This window comes from Niallia oryzisoli (genome assembly GCF_036670025.1).
Taxonomy (GTDB): Bacteria; Bacillota; Bacilli; order Bacillales; family Cytobacillaceae; genus Bacillus_BD; species Bacillus_BD oryzisoli.
Window position 1 is genome coordinate 5,294,082 of sequence record NZ_CP137640.1, and the last position, 18,177, is coordinate 5,312,258.

Below are 18,177 nucleotides of genomic sequence, written 5' to 3' on the forward strand. Positions count from 1 at the left end.
AGATGTTAGGTTTTTTCAAGCGTGATAAAAATAAGATCGCGAAAGACGGCGAAGACCATACAGTTGATTCGATGGATTTGCTTGGGGAAAAAGCAGAAACGACCGGGAAGGAAGTTAAGACAAAACTTCACTTCCCTCCTAATGTTGAAATCGGTCAGGAAGAAAGATATTATTATCAGTTTTTGAATAATGAGCTGCCATTGTTGAAGGAGAATCAGATTTCGCTTTCTGGGATTGAGGTTCATTCTGCAGAAGATGGTACGGTTTCAGTTAAGGCGTTTTTGCGTAACAGTCTGCCGAAAGGGGTTCGTATTGCTGAGCCAATAACGCTCCTTTTACTGGGACCAGACGAAGATGTATTAGCAAGACAGGAATTTAACTTAACTGGTCTTGGTGAGCTGCCAGCTGAAAGCAGTACACCTTGGGTATATGTATTTAATGCAAAAAATGTTCGCGTGAAGGAAATTCCGCAAACAGACTGGAAGCTTGCATTTGAACTGAAAAAAGCAAAAGGCCCTCATACCTTAGATTTAGAGGAAAGCTGGGAAAAGAGCCTAGCTGACACTGATAAAGAAAAGCTTGAGCAGCTTGTGAAGACAATCAAGCCGCCTAAGCCAGGTGAAGTGAACTTCATGGGGATTCAATCCCGGTTGGATGATGCCGGAGCATTGCATGTAACCCTGTTGATCCGAAATGGCAGTGAAAAGAATGTGAAACTTGAGCAGCTGCCGTTGAATGTTGAAGATGCATCTGGTGAGGTGGTTGCTAAGGGAGCTTTCAAAATGGAAGCACTTGAGATTAAGGCTAATACAAGTAAGCCTTGGACATTTATTTTCCCAAAGGAATTGGTGTTGAAGGAAGATGCAGACTTAAGCAAATGGAAAGCCTACGTACCGCAGGGGTAACGCGGTAAAGTGTTAGGGGTTTAAAGCGCTGGGGGTCAGACCCCCATTGCTTTAATGCATTAACCTATTGGGGGACAGACCCCCTCGTGAGTTAATGCGGTAAAGTATGTTAGTTTTTAAACCCGAACACAAAAACGCGCTTGGATATGGGATATTATCTAAGCGCGTTTTTGTTTATTTATTTTGTTTTTAATTGTTTGACGACTTATATCCATTTTTGTAAGACCTTAAAGACAAGCCATAAGATGATGGCGCTCCATATGATTATGATGATTGAGGCTGCAATCCAATTCTTTGGCTTTCCACTTTTCATTCGTTCATTTGCTTTGACTTCACAGTCTGATAAGACATCCTTAGGAATCATTTTTAATGCCAGCATTATCCCTATTGGTAGAATAATGACATCGTCTAAGAAGCCAAGAATTGGTATGAAATCAGGTATTAAGTCAATTGGGCTGAACGCGTATGCTACTACGCAAGCTGTAAAGAGTTTAACAAACCATGGCACTCGTTTATCCTTATAAGCAAAGTACAAAATGAATATTTGTCGTTTTAAATTCCTCGCCCATACTTTTAATTTTTCCATATATTCACCATAACCATTTATTTTGATCCTTTTATAAATAATAACCTGCATACTATTATAACCTATTTTACGAATACCTGTAGGAAAGATGGGCGGCGCTTTAATGTATTACCTTGTTGGGGGACTGTCCCCCATCGCTTTAAAAGATTAAAGCCTCTTTTACTGGTACAAAAGAACAAGTTTACCAGCAAATCCCCAAAAAAAGGGAGAAAAAACACTTATCATTTTGATAGGTGTTTTTTCTCCCGGCTACCAACCTTGGTTATTGTATTAATATAAAGGAGTCTATCTCACTTACATTTATATATTACCATCGTTACCTAATTATCTCAATTACATTTTTCCTATTTAAACGTTTTTGAGGAAAATATTACACAATAGGCCTACGACCTATAGAGTAATATTGAAGCCCGTGGTTTTCAGCATCTTCGAGTTTAAAACAGTTTCTGCCATCGAACAAAATTGGTTTCTTCATATAGTTTTTGAATGTTTCTAGCGACAGGTTTTTGATCTCATCCCACTCGGTTAAAATAAACGCTACTTCTGAATTTTCGAGTGCTTTTTCTGCAGATGATCCGTATTGGATTTTATCACCGTAAAGCTTTTCCACCTTCGGCATTCCAACTGGATCATATACCGTTACCACTGCATCCTCCAGCAACAGGTCTTGAATCATTTTTAAGGATGCAGCATCACGAATATCATCTGTGTTCGGTTTAAAGGTTAATCCTAATATAGTCACCTTTTTACCCGAAAGTGATCCGAGCGTTTCCTTCGCCTTATGGAACAAACGTTCTTTTTGCAGACGATTGACATCAATAACTGATTTCAAAATTTTGAAATCGTAGTCGTATTCATTCGCCAAATGATTGAGGGCATTAATATCCTTTGGAAAGCACGAGCCGCCGAAACCAATCCCCGCCTGCAAGAATTTATTGCCGATTCGTTTATCAAGCCCAACACCTGTTGCGACTTGCTCGATATTGCCGCCGACTTTTTCACAAAGATTGGCGATTTCGTTAATAAAGCTTATTTTTAATGCGAGAAAAGAATTAGAGGCGTATTTAATCATTTCCGCACTGCGAAGGTCCGTACGGACAACTGGTAGCTTGAATGGCGCGTATATTTCCTCGATGGTCTTCCCTGCTTCTTGATCATCAGAACCGATGACAATTCGGTCACCGTTGAAGGTATCATGGATGGCAGAGCCCTCTCTTAAAAATTCTGGGTTGGAGACGATTTTCACCTTAAGATCTGCTGGTAATTGTTCTTGAATGATGCGGCCGATATGTTCATTTGTCCCAACAGGCACCGTACTTTTCGTGACGACGATGCAGTCCTTTGTTATATATTTTGCAATATCTATTGCCGCGCTTTCTATGTAGGATAGATTCGCTGAACCGTCATCGTTCGGCGGTGTTCCAACGGCAATAAAAATACTATCTGCATCGCTGTATGCTTCTTTGACATCAGCTGTAAATAACAAGCGACCAATGGCGATATTTTTTTGAATAAGTTCATCTAAGCCTGGTTCATATATGGGAGATTTTCCGCTGTTCAACAGGTCGATTTTCTCCTGATCGATATCATAACAAGTGATTTGGTGGCCCACATCCGAAAGACAGACCCCGGTAACCAAACCAACATAGCCCGTTCCAGTAATCGTAATCTTCATGTAAATCCCTTCTTTAAATCCGTTAGTTTCTAAAACACAATAACCCCATTATATCTCAAATATGTTCTTAAGCCTAATGAAAGTAGCGAAAAATGAAATTAGAACTAGGCATTGTTAAGGGTTTTGTGACAATCGGTGTGTAACCGATTATTATTTGTGGATAATTTTATTAACAGCTGTGACTTTTGTGCAAGCTGTATGATTAGTGCATTAAGTGGGGTAAATTGTTTTTACAAGATGTGGCCTTATCCACAGCATTTGGTAACATATCCACATTTTTTAACACCTTATCCACATTTATTTGTGGATACTAGTTTCTTCCATTGGATAACTCGCGTCTTAATGCTGAGGGTTGTCGGACATACTAAAACGAAAATAGAGAGAAAAGGCTATTTTTCAACTACCAATTCCACAATAATAAAATAATTGGTAAATATGGATAGGGGAAATTTACGATGAGAGCTGATAAAAAGCATAAAAAAGGGAAACGTTGGCTGAAAATTATTGTATTGCTGTTTGTACTGTTAATCGCAGGCGGCGGCGCTTATGCCTACTCCGTTTATCAATCTTTGACGACGGCGGTGGATACGATGCATCAGCCGATTGAAAGGGAAAAATCAGAAAAACGTCCGGAAACGATTACCTTGACGAAAGCAGAAGATCCTGACCCTTTTTCCATATTATTGCTAGGGGTCGATGAGCGTCAAGGGGACAGAGGGCGCTCTGACACGATGATTGTGCTGACCGTTAATCCGGAAATGAATTCAATTAAGATGCTCAGTATTCCGCGTGACACCAGAACGGAAATCGTCGGGCGCGGTGTCGAGGATAAAATAAATCACGCCTATGCTTTTGGGCGTGAGGAAATGTCGATGGCAACGGTTGAAAATCTGTTGGATATCCCAATTGATTATTTCATTAAGGTCAATATGGAAGGATTTAAGGATATTGTTGACGCTGTTGGCGGGATACAGGTTACAAACGATCTAGATTTTAGCGAGGAAGGTCATCATTTCAGCAAAGGGCAGCTTAGTTTGAACGGCGAGAAGGCGCTGGCTTTTGTTCGGATGAGAAAAGAGGATCCGAATGGTGACTTTGGCCGTCAAGAACGGCAAAGACAGGTGATTCAAGGAATTATCAGTAAAGGCGTGAGCTTGGGCTCTCTTACACGCTTTGATGATATATTTGAGGCGTTAGGGAAGAATGTCCGGACTAACCTGACATTTGATGAGATGATGGATATTCAGAGGAACTATAGAGATGCTGCAGCTAGTGTTGAGCAGCTGCAAATGATTGGTCAAAGTAAGAAAATAGGCGGCGTGTATTACATCATTGTGCCTGACGAAGAGATTCAAAAAGTACAGACGGAATTAAAAACACATTTAGAAATCAACAAAACAGGACAATCATCCTCGCCAGCTCCTGCTGGCGGGTGATTGTCCCGTTGGTTCTTTAACGCGGTATTGTGTTGGGGGTCAGGCCCCCGGTGCTTTAACGCATTACCCAAGCGGGGGACTGTCCCCCAGCGCTTTACTGCGTTACTAAGTTGCCAATATATTGAACAGATTGGGTTGGGAATGTTCGATATATTTTACATAATTGCCATTGGTTTTGTTTTTCTAGTTCTCCGAAGATGACCATGCCTTGTTCGATGTGTTCTAAGTGTTTTACGTCTACTCCTGCTGAATAGACTTGGCTGCCTGATCCGATCAGCTTGAAGCTGGCACCCTCTTCTTTTACTTCAACCACTTCGAATAAGCCTTTGACATGATCCGTTGATGTAACTGGCCCTGTTTCAATCGCATCAAACAATGGGTCCATTTCATATTCCAGCTCATTTCGGCGCACTTGGTAGGATGCATAGGAATCCATCACTTTTACAGCCGCCAAAATGGACGGCTCGAGTTCTTTGATCAACTTTTTGACAACTGGCGCATGCTTGGTTCCAAACTCCGCATCGATTTTATCAATAAAGTTTTTCAGAACCGACATGAAGCCCTTGACCTGGTTCACTGTTGCATCCATGTTGAAGGCTAAGTAGTTAAACGTCAGCCACCTTCTCCAATCATTTTCGTTCACATCAGACCAAGAATAAACGATTTTTTGACTTAGGAAATAGCCAACTGTTTGTAATCCAAGACGGTATTTATAATATGTGCTCTGCGATTTGCCTTCCCCTTTTTCACGGAAGCACTCAAGAATATCCTTCACATAGAATTGATCTGCTTCTTCAAACGGAATGCCGATTTCCTCCATTAATTCGAGATCCTCTTTTGTGACGGAAGAACTCACAGGAGATTCAGCCTCAGAAGAAGCCTCTTCCACAGTTGGTACATCTACAGGTACCTCTGGTATAAGCCTTGAATCCCGCTCTTCGCGAAGCGTTACAAATGGTGACAGTTCAAGACTCAATTTCTTTCTAACTGTATTAAAGTCAGCAGTTACTTTTACTTGACCTGAAGTTTGCTTCAGATTCATGTAGCCTAAATATTCCTGCATGCGCAGCCAATGTTCAAGCTCGTCTACTTTTCCGGCAGCTGCCATTTGCTCTGGAGAAAGTCCGTCAAACATTGGCAGTGGCTCGTTGGTAGTCTCTAATATCATCGCCTGCTGCGCAAAGAAAGCAAACTCCTGCGGCACCCCGTTCGGAAGCATAACACTGAACGAACCAACTTTCATCTCTTGCGGAGCCATCACTTTGTCTATTTTTTCATTGGTCAGTTTTACTCCTTGTATTCCAGTGAGTCTGTTTTTAAAAGAAAGAACTTCTTCATTAGACATGGTTGAAAACACAAGCTTTTGCCCAGTCATATTCAAGCTAGCTTCCACTTCGGCAATACTTATAGGGGCTGAAGCGCAATTATCTTCATAACGGCAGATATTTGTTAGAAATTCCCCTTGACAGCTGTTTCCCTTCCATTCATCCAGATAAAAACGTTCGTCCTCCTGCAGGGCTTCAAGCACAGGGTCCATATTCTGAACCTCATAATGGAGTTCTGTACGGATGATTTCGAACTGTTTATCCGGAACATTCAGTGACTGCATCAAGGCTCTCTGGATTTCTGGATAGAATTCAAAAGCTACCTCATGTGAAGAACTTTCATATTCCTTCATTTTTTCATTGATAAAGTCATATGCCCGCTTCAAAGAATCCGGTCCGACGGATGTTGCTACTCCGTTAATATAGTAGCCCCCATCGAATTCCTCCAACATACATAAGGCCCCGGCCCACGGTGTCCATTCCGGCATCGTTTCACAGTATGGCATATGGAATCTTTCCTTGGTGAACAGATCCTCTACGATTACACCCTGCTCGTCATAATCAACCTGCTGAATCAGGAGCGGAAGTATTTTTTCCCATTCAAGTGCCATTTCCTTTAGAATCGGATCGTGATGGTTTCCGTTCGCTCGATTATAGCGTTCGATTCCACGTAAGCCTTGCTCATCACGCTGGAAGAACAAGAGCCAATGCTGAATAAAGGAATCAGGAATCTCAACTTCCACACGTTCTTCAAATTCCTTCTCTAAATCGTTCAACTTTGATAAAGTTAAAGAAGGGAAAACTTCATTCACCATACTTTGTACTAGCTGATATTTCAATTGAAAAAACCGTTCACGCTTAACCTGACCAATTTCAATCACTTGGTCCTTCTTCATACAACATTTTTTATATTTCTTTCCACTGCCACACGGGCAGAGATCATTTCTACCTACTACCACAATAAACACCTCTTACATTTCATACCATCAAGTATACAAGAAAACGTCAGTAAAAAGCACACTATTAATGTTATCATAAAATAAGAAACAATGTCTTGCTATGAAAGTCCCCCACCCTTTTATCGCATTAACGTATTGGGGGCCAGTCCCCCAGCACTTTAACGCGACGGGGGACTGGCCCCCGGTGCGTTAATGCATTAACGTGCATTTGGCTTTTTCCAGTCTTTTTCCTTATTTTAAGTGATAAACGTGTTTAATGGAAGTCAAACTTATGTTTGAATACTTTTCGCCTATTTGGTACATTCTATAATGGCATTATTTTCTTATTCCTCTTTTCCTCCACTTTTTAAACTTTCACATATAAAAATCTATTTAAGATTATTATCTCAGCATAGAAATAATTTTTATTAATTTTGGGACTTGTCACTATTTTTTTGCAAATATGAATAATTTCCAGAGCTTTGACAAATGTCTTTCTCAGAAAGTATTATTGTAGAAGAATAAAAGGAGGTAATAAAGTGTCTGGGATAAATAAACAGAAAATTGTGGAAAGCGTTCCACAAAAAGGCTTCTTTGGACATCCCAAAGGGTTATTCACACTGTTCTTCACTGAATTTTGGGAACGTTTCTCCTATTATGGTATGAGAGCGATCCTTGTTTACTATATGTACTATGAGGTATCCAAAGGCGGCTTGGGGATGGACGAATCAATAGCCCTTGCTATTATGTCCATCTATGGATCTCTTGTATACATGTCCGGTATCATCGGCGGCTGGTTTGCTGACCGTATTTTCGGGACACAGAAGGCTATCTTCTTCGGTGGTATTTTGATTATGCTTGGACATATAGCGTTAGCTATTCCCGGAAATGTCACACTATTCTTTATTTCCATGGTATTAATCGTTCTTGGTACAGGACTTCTTAAACCGAACGTATCCAGCGTTGTGGGTGATATCTATGCAACTGCTGACGAACGTCGTGATGCTGGATTCAGTATCTTCTACATGGGTATCAACCTTGGAGGCTTCCTTGCTCCACTAATTGTTGGTTCTGTAATGGATAAGAGCTTCCATTTAGGATTTAGTTTTGCAGCAATTGGTATGTTTGTTGGTTTAGTCATGTTTGTTTTAACGAAGAAAAAAAATCTTGGTCTTGCAGGTACTTATGTAGCGAATCCACTTGGTCCAGATGAAAAGAAAAAAGTGTTTACACAAATTGGTCTTGGAATCATTATTCTTGTCATCTTGATTGCGGTAGGCATTCCAACTGGTTATCTGACAATTGACAGTTTTATTAACCTTGTTGCAATTCTTGGTATTATCATTCCAACTCTTTATTTCATTGTTATGTACCGCAGTCCAAAAACATCTGCAGAAGAACGTTCACGCGTGATCGCATATATTCCATTGTTCATTGCAGCTGTTATGTTCTGGGCTATTCAGGAGCAGGGTTCAACAATACTTGCTAGCTTTGCTGATAAGCGTACACAATTAAAATTTGCCGGTATGACGATTTCACCAGCTTGGTTCCAATCCCTAAACCCTCTATTTATTATCATTTTGGCACCTGTTTTTGCTGGAATGTGGGTAAAGCTTGGAAACCGCCAGCCATCAATTCCGAAAAAATTTGCTTTAGGTTTATTATTCGCAGGTCTATCATTCGTAGTGATCTTACTGCCTGCCAACTTCGGCGGAACAGATTCATTAGTTAGCCCATTATGGCTTGTATTAAGTTATTTCATTGTTGTACTTGGGGAATTATGTTTATCTCCGGTTGGTCTTTCTGCAACAACAAAGCTTGCACCTGCAGCCTTCTCTGCTCAAACGATGAGCTTATGGTTCCTAGCAAGCGCTGCTGCACAAGCAATTAACGCACAATTGGTAAAATTCTACTCACCTGAAACAGAAATGGTTTACTTTGGTGCAATCGGAGGAGCATCAATCGTTCTAAGTATCATCCTCTTTGCCATTTCACCTAAGATCCAAAGCTTAATGAAGGGCGTAAAATAAGAATTGTTTCAATATTTAACCTGCTTTGTAAATTCCCAAAGCAGGTTTTTTGATGCTTTAACGTGATGGGGGACTGTCCCCCATCACGTTAAAGCGCCGGGGGCCTGACCCCCGACGCTTTAACGCATATCAGTGTTTTTTGAACATACAAATGAATCTAACGTACGCTAAGATTTTACTGAAGATTCGGCAAAAACCCCTTGATTGAGTTGGCGCCGCATTATATTATTGTAGGATATAAATATTTCTATAAAAGCGTGTTTTCTTTCACATCCAATACAATATGGAAATAATCTATAGTATAGTCAAAATAGTCAAGAGTGTTCTTAGTAATTAAGTTTTATTTTATAGTTAAATAAAATCATGTTAATAAATAAATGGAGGCTTTGACCTCCTATCAAAAAGAAGGGAGATGTAGCACCGTGAAACAAGCCTTGAAACAGATTGAGAACGACATTTTTGCTGTGTTTGATCATCTCCACGGTCATCCAGAAATTAGTTGGGAAGAGGTTCAGACAACGCAATTTATAAAAAAGCAACTTGAAAAGGAAGGATTCCGTGTACAAACCTTTGATGATTGTACTGGAGTCGTTGGTGAAATTGGTGAAGGAGATTTCACTGTCGCGTTGAGGGCTGATATGGATGCTCTTTGGCAAGAAAAGGACGGCAAGTGGCAAGCGGTTCACTCCTGCGGTCATGATTCGCATTCAACGATGGCACTCGGGGTCGTGAAATTGTTCAATCAGATGGGCTTCAAGCCGCCTGGTAAACTGAAGGTTATTTTTCAACCAGCAGAGGAAAAGGGTGCAGGCGCTTTGAAAATGCTCGAGAAAAAAGTGCTGGATGACGTGGACTACCTATATGGAGTCCATCTCCGCCCGATTCAGGAGCTGCGAAGCGGCTATGCCTCCCCTGCCATTTGCCATGGCGCCTCACAGTTTGTGACCGGCGAAATTAAAGGGGTTTCAGCCCATGGGGCACGCCCTCATCTTGGCATAAATGTTATTGAAGTTGGCGGCAGCCTGATTCAGGAGGTAAGCAAAATCCATGTCGACCCCCAGGTACCTGCATCGATAAAAGTGACGGCGTTTCATGCCGGCGGACCGAGCGGGAACGTCATCCCGGATCACGCTGAGTTTGCGCTCGATTTACGGGCACAGACGAACGATGTAATGAACCAATTAGAATACAAACTGACACAGCTTATTGAAGGCCTTTCTGCTATTTACGACACGGAAATAAAGTTAAAGGCAGAAATTAAGCTGCCGGCAGCTCAGGTTAATCCTGAAGCCCAGAAGATTATGCAAAGTGCTATTGTGGAAGTGTTGGGACAAGAATACTGCGCACCCCCTGTCCTTACATCGGGCGGCGAGGATTTTCACTTCTATTCTCTTATGAAAGAAGATTTGAAATCTACGATGCTTGGATTAGGCTGCGACCTGAAGCCCGGACTGCATCACCCGGATATGACGTTTAACAGGGAAGATATCTTAAATGGGGTTCTCATTTTGGCAGCGACAATTATGAAAACGTTTGAACATGGGAAGTAATAGTGTATGATTTTGTCCTGTGATTTAGGGGACATGTTTTATAAAAGATACCACGGAGGCAGAGTATGAAGCTGGATCGAGTTGTACTAAGGCATTTACAAATGGAACAAAAATCACCTTTCTCCACAAGCTATGGGACGTTTACGACAAAGGACTTTATTTTGGTCGAGGCCATTGATGAAGACGGCGTCACAGGCTGGGGAGAGGGTGTTGCGTTTCATGTTCCATGGTATACAGAAGAAACAGTGAAGACAAGCTGGCATATGCTCGAGGACTTCCTATTACCTCTCGCCTTCGAATCCCCGTTTGACCATCCGGACGACCTGAATCAACGCTTTTCTTTTATCAGAAAAAATAACATGGCAAAGGCTGCGATTGAAGGTGCGGTATGGGATCTTTATTCGAAAAAGCAGGGTATATCGCTTAGCCAAGCCCTCGGCGGGAAAAAGAAAAGCATCGAGGTCGGGATTGCCATCGGGATTCAAAAGACTACGGATGATCTGCTGCGTATTATTGATAAGTATGCAACCGAAGGCTACCGCCGCATGAAGGTCAAAATTAAACCAGGTTTAGATGTGGAGTTAATTGACGCCATTCGGGAGAGGTTCCCGACGATTCCCTTAATGGCTGATGCGAACTCAGCTTATACGCTGGCTGATATCGATGTGCTGAAGGAGCTTGATCAATTCGGTCTGATGATGATTGAGCAGCCGCTAGGGTCGGATGATATTATTGATCATGCGACACTTCAGGAGCAGATTCGAACACCGATTTGTTTGGACGAGAGTATTTTGTCCGTGGAGGATACTCGAAAGGCACTTGCACTCGGCAGCTGTAAAGTGATTAACGTGAAGATTGGCCGCGTTGGCGGATTATCCGAGGCGGTTAAGATTCATGATTTATGTAAGGCGCAGAATGTTCCCGTTTGGTGCGGCGGCATGCTTGAAGCTGGTGTGGGACGGGCACATAATATTGCGATTACTTCACTGGAGAACTTTACGATGCCTGGCGATACAGCCGGCTCCTCCCATTATTGGGAACGAGATATCATTGATCCGGAAGTTGAGGTTAAGAATGGATTGATTACGGTGCCCGATGGTCCGGGGATTGGTTATGAGGTTAATCGGAAGATGGTTGATTATTATACGGTTGACGCGAAGACGTATCGCCGGCGGTAGGAAGGCTGTTTATTAAAATTGGTTTTGGTTGTTGTATAGAGGATTCTGCATAGTTAGATTAAACATTCCCGGATAGTGACGGGAATGTTTTTATTTATTAGATATGTAGCTTTTTGAGGAACTACTTCTTGATTACCTTTTTTCAATTTTTTATTCCCTGGCATAATCAATAATTCCATAGCGACCACTTACTCACCATTCTTAGATTCTCGGGCACCTCAAGTTTTCATTGTGCCCTTACTTACGTTTTACTCCTCCTCATGGGTACTATAAATCCCTAATAGTGACCATTATTACGGATTTTCCCTCCCATCCGGCACTATCGATCTCCCTTAGTGACCGCTGATCCTATTTTCTCCTCTTCTTGGGCACTATCAATCTCTCTTAGCGAGAACTGATCCTATTTTTCCCCTTCTCGGGCACTATCAATCTCTCTTAGCGACCGACCACTGATCCTATTTTTCCCTTTCTCGGGCATTAACAGCCATATCAGCCTATAACTAAATTTTCATTAAATCGATACACCAAAAAAGCACCCGCACAATCACGGATGCTCCTCCATCAAATCCCTCTCGAATGCCACTTCCAAGCACTCGCAATAATATCCTCCAAAGAAAACTCCGCCTTCCAGCCAAGCTCGTTGAAGATTTTCTCTGAAGACGCCACAAGCCTTGCTGGGTCTCCTTCTCTGCGATCCGCCATGATGACATTTGCTGATCTGCCGGTTGCCTTTTCACAGGTTTCAATGACCTCTCTTACAGAATAGCCTAAACCGTTGCCGAGGTTATAAACTGCAGTAGATTTTTTACCTGACAGTAAAGCTTCCAGTGCTAAAATATGTGCCTTGGCCAAATCGGTCACATGAATATAATCGCGGATACATGTTCCGTCTGGTGTGTCATAATCACTACCAAACACAGAGATGCTTTCCCGCTCCCCTAACAACTGCTCTAGGACAATCGGAATTAAATGTGTTTCCGGATGATGCTTTTCGCCGATTTCCCCAGTCTCGTAGGCACCTGCTGCATTAAAATAGCGCAGCACAACATACTGAAATCCGTACGCCCGCGCATAATCAGCTAAAACTTGTTCAACCATTAGCTTGGAACGTCCGTACGGGTTAATCGGATTAGTCTGGGTTTCTTCCGTAATAATCTCAACATCAGGAATCCCATACGTGGCCGCTGTTGAAGAAAAAATAAAATTTTTCACATCGTATTTCTTCATGGCTTCAATCAATGTCAAGGTTGCTGCTACATTGTTCTGATAATACTTCATCGGTTCAGCCACCGATTCACCGACAAGGCTGTAAGCCGCAAAATGCATAACCGCATCAATATTATATGTAGAAAAAACGGAATCCAAATCCTCAGAATTTCCTAAGTCACCCTCAACAAAAACAGCTTTCTCATCCACTGCCCATCTATGACCTGTTGATAGATTATCGAGAACCACGACTTCCTTTTCTTTTACTAGTTCTTTTACCAAATGACTGCCGATATAACCAGCTCCACCGACGACTAAAATCATGGAGACATCTCCTTTTAATAAAATCAAAGATAGAACTATTATAGTGCTTTCTGCTCCTACCGTAAAATTAGGTGAATTATTCAACCAAATATTCATGAGGATTGTCAGATTATGAACTATGCCCCTTTGTTCCAGAAGTTACCGTATCATTGTCAGACTAAAAGTACTAGTATTAAAGTATAAAATTGGTTTTCAGTAAAGATTATTGCGATACCTCTGCCTGATGATTTCTTTTATATTAAAAAGAAGTCTTTTTGCGTTATTTCATATTTCATTTTCTACTATTCCAATAAAAGAGGGGCAAAAATTTATGACCTATCATTCAAAAACGAAATCCCTATTTTGGGGAGGTTGTTTGGCAGCGAAAAAATCGGTTATTCCATTACAGAGCTTTGTCTGTCGATAAATTACTTAATCATCATTATCGCCGCCTGAATCACTGCCGCTGGAGGAATCTCCACTGTTTGATTCCTGATTATTTTCATCGTCTTGATCACGGTCATCATAGTGGTTGCTTCTATGGGATTCTCTTTTTACCCCTCTGCGTTCAGATGGAAAAACAATAATCGCTAATACGACTGCCACAATCCCCATTCCTTCATGATCTGTAATCATGAGGACAATCCCAAGTAAGGCAAGAAGGACACTAAATATCTTTAGCAATATCTTTGTCATATAAGTTTTCCACCCCTAAACATTTTTTTATAGATATTCAGCATCACTCGTTTTTATTCATAGTACTTTGTTCCTGATAAAGAACTTTTTTAACAAAATTCGTTTCATTTAAGATATAATAATAGAAACTTTCGAAAATTTGAATACTTAAGGAGAGTTTGTTATGCCTTTAATAGAAATGAAAGAAGTCTTCACCCCTCTTAAACTAGTGGGTATTAAATTCTTTAAATCAAGTAATGGAACTTATTATATTAAATTTTGGAATCGTTCGAGGAGAAAATTATTTAGTTAGTAGTCTCAGGGCCAGTACACTAAACATGCTGGAGAATGAACCAATATCCTATAATGCAAGATGCCGCAGTATTCTCCGGCATCTTTTTTTGTACATATATTCTAATCTGATTAGTTGTTCAGGGGAATCTTAGCCAATGGTAAAATGAATCCATGAGCCTTTTTCTATCATGTTTATAGGATAGTTAGTAAAATAACAAAAAAAGGCTTGAAAGGTTGAATGGTTCATAATGAATGCTATGAAAATATACTTAATTCTATTCGGATTAATGATTGTCTGGGGCTTTAACGTCTCCATGGTGAAAACGATCGTAGAAAACTGGTCTCCTATCACAATTACGTCTTTGCGAATTTTTACCGCATCATTAACGGTATTTATTATGCTCGGTGTTACACGAAAGGTCCGCCTGCCAAGAGGAAAAGAATGGCTATACATTGCTTCAGGCTCGATTTTTAGTGTCATCCTCCACCATTTCTTTTTAGCCAGCGGATTGTCGAAAACAACCGCTGCTAATGCTGGATTGATTCTTGGGATGGGACCGCTGTTAACCGTTGTTTTATCAATGATCTTTTTGAAAAAAAGACCCTCAATGCTGACTCTTTTAGGATTTTTCCTTGGAGGGGTCGGGGTTTCTGTTACCGTATTATTTGGGACTGGAACAATCAGTTCGATCAATCTAGGGGATTTTGATATCTTTCTAGCAATTTTAGTGCAGGCCATTAGTTTTCTCATTATCAATAAAGCTTCTAAAACAATGAACCCGGTACTGTTTACCGGCTATATGTTATTCTTTGGTTCGATCATTCTCTTTCTTATCAGCTTAGGACTCGAACCAAATGGCTTAGCAACGATTCCAAACGGGGAACCATCAGTATGGATCGTGTTCATGCTTTCAGCCATATTCGGAACCGGTGTCGGGCATGCGGTTTACAACTATTGCATTAGCCAGGTAGGACCACGGAAGCTTCGATATTCTTAAACCTAAATACCTTCTTCTCCGTATTAGGTGCGGCCCTATTCCTGAACGAAGCCATCGTACCAGCTCACTATGCGGGATTAGTTCTCATCGTCTCAGGAGTGCTCCTTGGTTCAGGAACATTAGAAGCCTTGATTATACAACGGAAAAATAAACACATGCAGGCATAAGCAAAATGGTGTCAGGCAACGTAAAAGACAAAATGCCTTAAATTGTCTTTTTCAGTGCCTGACTCTTTTTGGATATTTTATCCAAACCTTTGATATACCCTGTCTTGCTGGTGCATAATAGTTTAAGGTGAATTTTTTTTAAGGAGGACATTGATTGTAGGAATTTTATACTGGAGATGATGGAGATGAAATCAACGCCTATATCCAGCCGCGAACGGATTGTGACGATTGACATTATCCGGGGTTTTGCGCTGCTCGGCATTTTTCTGGTCAATATGCCTGCCTTTCATTCCCCGGCCTTTTTGGTCCGCAGTCCCGACTATACCGGCTTGGACCAATGGCTTGACCTGCTGTTTCAAATGTTTGTCCAAACAAAGTTTTATACGATATTTTCTTTCTTATTCGGCTTAGGATTTTACATATTTATGAGCCGTGCAGAGCAAAAGGGGCTAAAGATCAACAGACTGTTTTTAAGGCGGCTGTTTGCACTCTTACTATTTGGCGCGCTCCATCTTGTTTTCCTTTGGTTCGGCGACATTCTTCATACTTACGCGCTTACCGGCTTCCTGCTGCTGCTTTTTTATAAAAGAAAACCAAAGACGCTTTTGATTTGGGCCTTTAGTTTATTATTAGTTTTTCATGCTATGGTTTCCGCTCAATTTCTGGTTCCTGCCTCTAAGCTGGAAGCCTTTACGACGGAGTCAAGTCAAGAGGATGCGGGCAAGTTAGCAGAATACGTGGATATGTATGAAAACGCAACGTATATTGAATGGGTCTCTTACCGCCTGCAAACTGAAATGGGAATGATTTTAGCGAATATTCCCTTTACCATTATCACTGTTCTGGCGATGTTTTTATTCGGTTTGTATGCTGGAAAAATCGGCGTGTTCAAGCCGGATTCACCGCATCTGTCAATGATTAAAAAGATTTGGTTGACGACGCTTGTTTTAAGCATTCCGCTTGTTGCTTTATTGGCTATCTATAAATTGAATATCATTGATGTGGGAGTTTATCAGCAAAATGCCGTCTACTTATTCACCAGTCTCAGTGGTATAACCCTGTGTTTCTTCTATATGTCATCATTGACATTGCTGCTGCGCCGCGATTTTTGGCAAAAGCTGCTCCGTCCGCTTGGCTACACCGGGCAAATGGCATTAACCAATTATCTTTTACAGACCTTCATCTCGGTGGGCATTTTCCTTGGCTTAAATTATTACGGGAAAGTCAGTCTTGCTGAAGGAACACTTATTTGTTTAGTGACTTATGCCGGGCAAACCCTGTTTAGCTACTACTGGATGCGAAACTTTCGCTTCGGTCCGTTTGAATGGCTGTGGCGGACAATGACGTATGGGTATATCCAGCCGATGAAAAAGGAGGAAAGGTTAGCGGGTTGAACGGATAGACTGTGGTCATAGAAATTCTGCCCTCTTCTGGTAACATATGGTGTAATTATAAGAATAGTAAGTATTGTTTTTTACGGAGGGAAATCATGAATGAAACTCTCAAGACTAAAGTCATGAGTTTCAGGGTTGATGCTATCGCATATTGACCCTAGTGGCTAGGTACTGGAAGTGTCAGTTCTTACACTTTGATGTGGGGACTGGTACTTTTTTTATTTTTTACTGGAAAAAAGTATTAAAAGGTTTGAATTTTTGGAGGTAAATGTAAAAGTACGGATATGTATTTCAAAACCGCGGATATCGTCCAAAAAGGCGCGGATAAGTACCCAAAAAGCGCGGATATATTTTACGAGCAGAAATCCGGCTTACTGTTACCCACTTAAACTAGCTATTAGTCTTGTATTTAGCCATCGTTTCTTCCATTATCCATAGATTAACATCTATATATTAGCCTCTTTAACTACAGTATTATGCAATCCCACTAACCCCTGCCAAAATCCCCAAAGAAAAATGACCTTTTTCCAGACTCCCTGCCCCTAATTTTGTGGAATATCAAAGCATATTTCATCCCACGCGCAGAATAGGATAGAGTTGGGGCTTTGTTTTGCAGCTGTCTGACTCCTTATCCGTCCTCTCCAAAAATGTGTCCAATTGCCCTAATTATGCAGAGGTGAAGACAATGAAAAAACAGCGCGGATTTGTCATGTTACTGGTTTTATTTTTCATGTTAGCCGGTTGTTCCGACAAGGAAACTTCAAGCGAGGAACCGGAAACCGAAGAGGCAACTAAGGAGAACGTTCAGGACCAAGGAGCAGCGAATGACCCCGATCCACCAAAAGAAACAACACCTAACGATGAAGGTCCTAAGCAAACCATTCCGAAAACGGAAAACCCTAAAGGAGATACCCCGACTGTAGGAGGAGGCAAACCAGCAGCACCACCTTCTTCCGAAACAGAAACCGAAACTGTACCCGTAACGGAGGATCCCGCCGTTCCTGCTACCATCCCTTCTGCAGCTCCTCAAGAAGGTCCTACAGAACTAGAAGAGCAGCAAATGACCATGCTGATGGATGAATATATGGCCAACTATCTGCTGGCTGTGAACGAGGGTGCCTTCATTTATATCATGCATTTAATTGACCCAGCTAGTGCCTTTTACAATGAACAAGTGGATTATGTTCTGGAGACCTATAACCGGAATATTAAGGAGACGTTACTCTATTACGAGATTAGCAGCATCACGCCGGTGGGAGAGGATACGTATCATATTACGGTACAGGAATCGTTCGGTGTTTATTTTGGGAATGAGGATCGAGAACAAGTGATGGATTTTGAAAATGTCTATACGGTTAAAAAGTTCCAATATGGAGTGTTTTTGATTACGGACCTGCAGGTAACATCTAAAATCTGACCAGAGCCAGCTTGATAGGTTCCGAAGGATTCACAGCCTCGTTGCGAAGTCGTTCGCAACAGGGTTCCGAAACCTTCGCAACCTCTCAATTCCCCATAAA

General features: G+C 41.4%; 13 protein-coding genes. 8 read left to right on the top strand and 5 right to left on the bottom strand.

The genetic code is table 11. The annotated features are described in order from the left end of the window. Positions 1 to 2 precede the first annotated feature (2 nt). Positions 3 to 905 (top strand): accessory Sec system S-layer assembly protein, encoded by a 903-nt coding sequence (locus R4Z09_RS26345; protein WP_338449655.1) that lies wholly within the window; start codon positions 3 to 5, stop codon positions 903 to 905. Between the two features lie 205 nt (positions 906 to 1,110). Here R4Z09_RS26345 and R4Z09_RS26350 read toward each other — a convergent pair whose 3' ends face one another. Together R4Z09_RS26350 and R4Z09_RS26355 are read right to left on the bottom strand one after the other, a co-directional pair. After that, complete coding sequence (locus tag R4Z09_RS26350; RefSeq protein WP_338449656.1) at positions 1,111 to 1,542, bottom strand: YkvA family protein; 432 nt, start codon at positions 1,540 to 1,542, stop codon at positions 1,111 to 1,113. Positions 1,543 to 1,861: 319 nt separating this feature from the next. Then, positions 1,862 to 3,166 carry a UDP-glucose/GDP-mannose dehydrogenase family protein gene (locus R4Z09_RS26355; RefSeq protein WP_338449657.1) on the bottom strand — a complete coding sequence of 435 codons (1,305 nt, stop codon included), beginning with the start codon at positions 3,164 to 3,166 and terminating at the stop codon, positions 1,862 to 1,864. Positions 3,167 to 3,621: 455 nt separating this feature from the next. On the opposite strand from R4Z09_RS26355, the gene R4Z09_RS26360 reads away from it, so the two are divergent. After that, positions 3,622 to 4,602, top strand: coding sequence for a LytR family transcriptional regulator (locus R4Z09_RS26360; RefSeq protein WP_338449658.1), 981 nt, complete (start codon positions 3,622 to 3,624; stop codon positions 4,600 to 4,602). Positions 4,603 to 4,696: 94 nt separating this feature from the next. On the opposite strand, the gene R4Z09_RS26365 is transcribed toward R4Z09_RS26360, so the two are convergent. Next, entirely contained in the window at positions 4,697 to 6,886 is a 2,190-nt protein-coding gene (locus R4Z09_RS26365; protein WP_338449659.1) for an SEC-C metal-binding domain-containing protein, read from the bottom strand. A gap of 518 nt (positions 6,887 to 7,404) precedes the next feature. On the opposite strand from R4Z09_RS26365, the gene R4Z09_RS26370 reads away from it, so the two are divergent. The 3 genes from R4Z09_RS26370 to menC all read left to right on the top strand — a co-directional run bounded on the left by R4Z09_RS26370 (position 7,405) and on the right by menC (position 11,623). Next, positions 7,405 to 8,895 carry a peptide MFS transporter gene (locus R4Z09_RS26370; RefSeq protein ID WP_338449660.1) on the top strand — a complete coding sequence of 497 codons (1,491 nt, stop codon included), beginning with the start codon at positions 7,405 to 7,407 and terminating at the stop codon, positions 8,893 to 8,895. A gap of 422 nt (positions 8,896 to 9,317) precedes the next feature. Continuing rightward, positions 9,318 to 10,445 carry a M20 peptidase aminoacylase family protein gene (locus tag R4Z09_RS26375; RefSeq protein ID WP_338449661.1) on the top strand — a complete coding sequence of 376 codons (1,128 nt, stop codon included), beginning with the start codon at positions 9,318 to 9,320 and terminating at the stop codon, positions 10,443 to 10,445. A 65-nt stretch (positions 10,446 to 10,510) separates the two neighbouring features. Beyond that, positions 10,511 to 11,623, top strand: coding sequence for an o-succinylbenzoate synthase (gene menC / locus R4Z09_RS26380; RefSeq protein ID WP_338449662.1), 1,113 nt, complete (start codon positions 10,511 to 10,513; stop codon positions 11,621 to 11,623). Positions 11,624 to 12,184: 561 nt separating this feature from the next. Here the strand turns inward: menC and galE are convergent. Together galE and R4Z09_RS26390 are read right to left on the bottom strand one after the other, a co-directional pair. Next, positions 12,185 to 13,153 carry a UDP-glucose 4-epimerase GalE gene (gene galE, locus R4Z09_RS26385; protein WP_338449663.1) on the bottom strand — a complete coding sequence of 323 codons (969 nt, stop codon included), beginning with the start codon at positions 13,151 to 13,153 and terminating at the stop codon, positions 12,185 to 12,187. Positions 13,154 to 13,564: 411 nt separating this feature from the next. Continuing rightward, positions 13,565 to 13,828, bottom strand: a complete 264-nt coding sequence (locus R4Z09_RS26390; protein WP_338449664.1) for a hypothetical protein — start codon at positions 13,826 to 13,828, stop codon at positions 13,565 to 13,567. Between the two features lie 521 nt (positions 13,829 to 14,349). On the opposite strand from R4Z09_RS26390, the gene R4Z09_RS26395 reads away from it, so the two are divergent. The 3 genes from R4Z09_RS26395 (at position 14,350) to R4Z09_RS26405 (ending at position 18,077) form a co-directional block, all read left to right on the top strand. Next, positions 14,350 to 15,099 (top strand): DMT family transporter, encoded by a 750-nt coding sequence (locus R4Z09_RS26395; protein WP_338449665.1) that lies wholly within the window; start codon positions 14,350 to 14,352, stop codon positions 15,097 to 15,099. 352 nt (positions 15,100 to 15,451) lie between these two features. Then, positions 15,452 to 16,660, top strand: a complete 1,209-nt coding sequence (locus tag R4Z09_RS26400) for a DUF418 domain-containing protein (protein ID WP_338449666.1) — start codon at positions 15,452 to 15,454, stop codon at positions 16,658 to 16,660. A 685-nt stretch (positions 16,661 to 17,345) separates the two neighbouring features. Beyond that, positions 17,346 to 18,077, top strand: a complete 732-nt coding sequence (locus R4Z09_RS26405) for a TcaA NTF2-like domain-containing protein (protein WP_338449667.1) — start codon at positions 17,346 to 17,348, stop codon at positions 18,075 to 18,077. Positions 18,078 to 18,177 lie beyond the last annotated feature (100 nt).

Bases quoted from the DNA above. Each gene is read 5' to 3' on its own strand.
- menC (WP_338449662.1), top strand. From the start codon at position 10,511: ATGAAGCTGGATCGAGTTGTACTAAGGCATTTACAAATGGAACAAAAA.
- R4Z09_RS26400 (WP_338449666.1), top strand. From the start codon at position 15,452: ATGAAATCAACGCCTATATCCAGCCGCGAACGGATTGTGACGATTGAC.
- R4Z09_RS26350 (WP_338449656.1), bottom strand. From the start codon at position 1,542: ATGCAGGTTATTATTTATAAAAGGATCAAAATAAATGGTTATGGTGAA.
- R4Z09_RS26345 (WP_338449655.1), top strand. From the start codon at position 3: ATGTTAGGTTTTTTCAAGCGTGATAAAAATAAGATCGCGAAAGACGGC.
- R4Z09_RS26390 (WP_338449664.1), bottom strand. From the start codon at position 13,828: ATGACAAAGATATTGCTAAAGATATTTAGTGTCCTTCTTGCCTTACTT.
- R4Z09_RS26360 (WP_338449658.1), top strand. From the start codon at position 3,622: ATGAGAGCTGATAAAAAGCATAAAAAAGGGAAACGTTGGCTGAAAATT.
- R4Z09_RS26405 (WP_338449667.1), top strand. From the start codon at position 17,346: ATGAAAAAACAGCGCGGATTTGTCATGTTACTGGTTTTATTTTTCATG.
- galE (WP_338449663.1), bottom strand. From the start codon at position 13,153: ATGATTTTAGTCGTCGGTGGAGCTGGTTATATCGGCAGTCATTTGGTA.
- R4Z09_RS26395 (WP_338449665.1), top strand. From the start codon at position 14,350: ATGAATGCTATGAAAATATACTTAATTCTATTCGGATTAATGATTGTC.
- R4Z09_RS26355 (WP_338449657.1), bottom strand. From the start codon at position 3,166: ATGAAGATTACGATTACTGGAACGGGCTATGTTGGTTTGGTTACCGGG.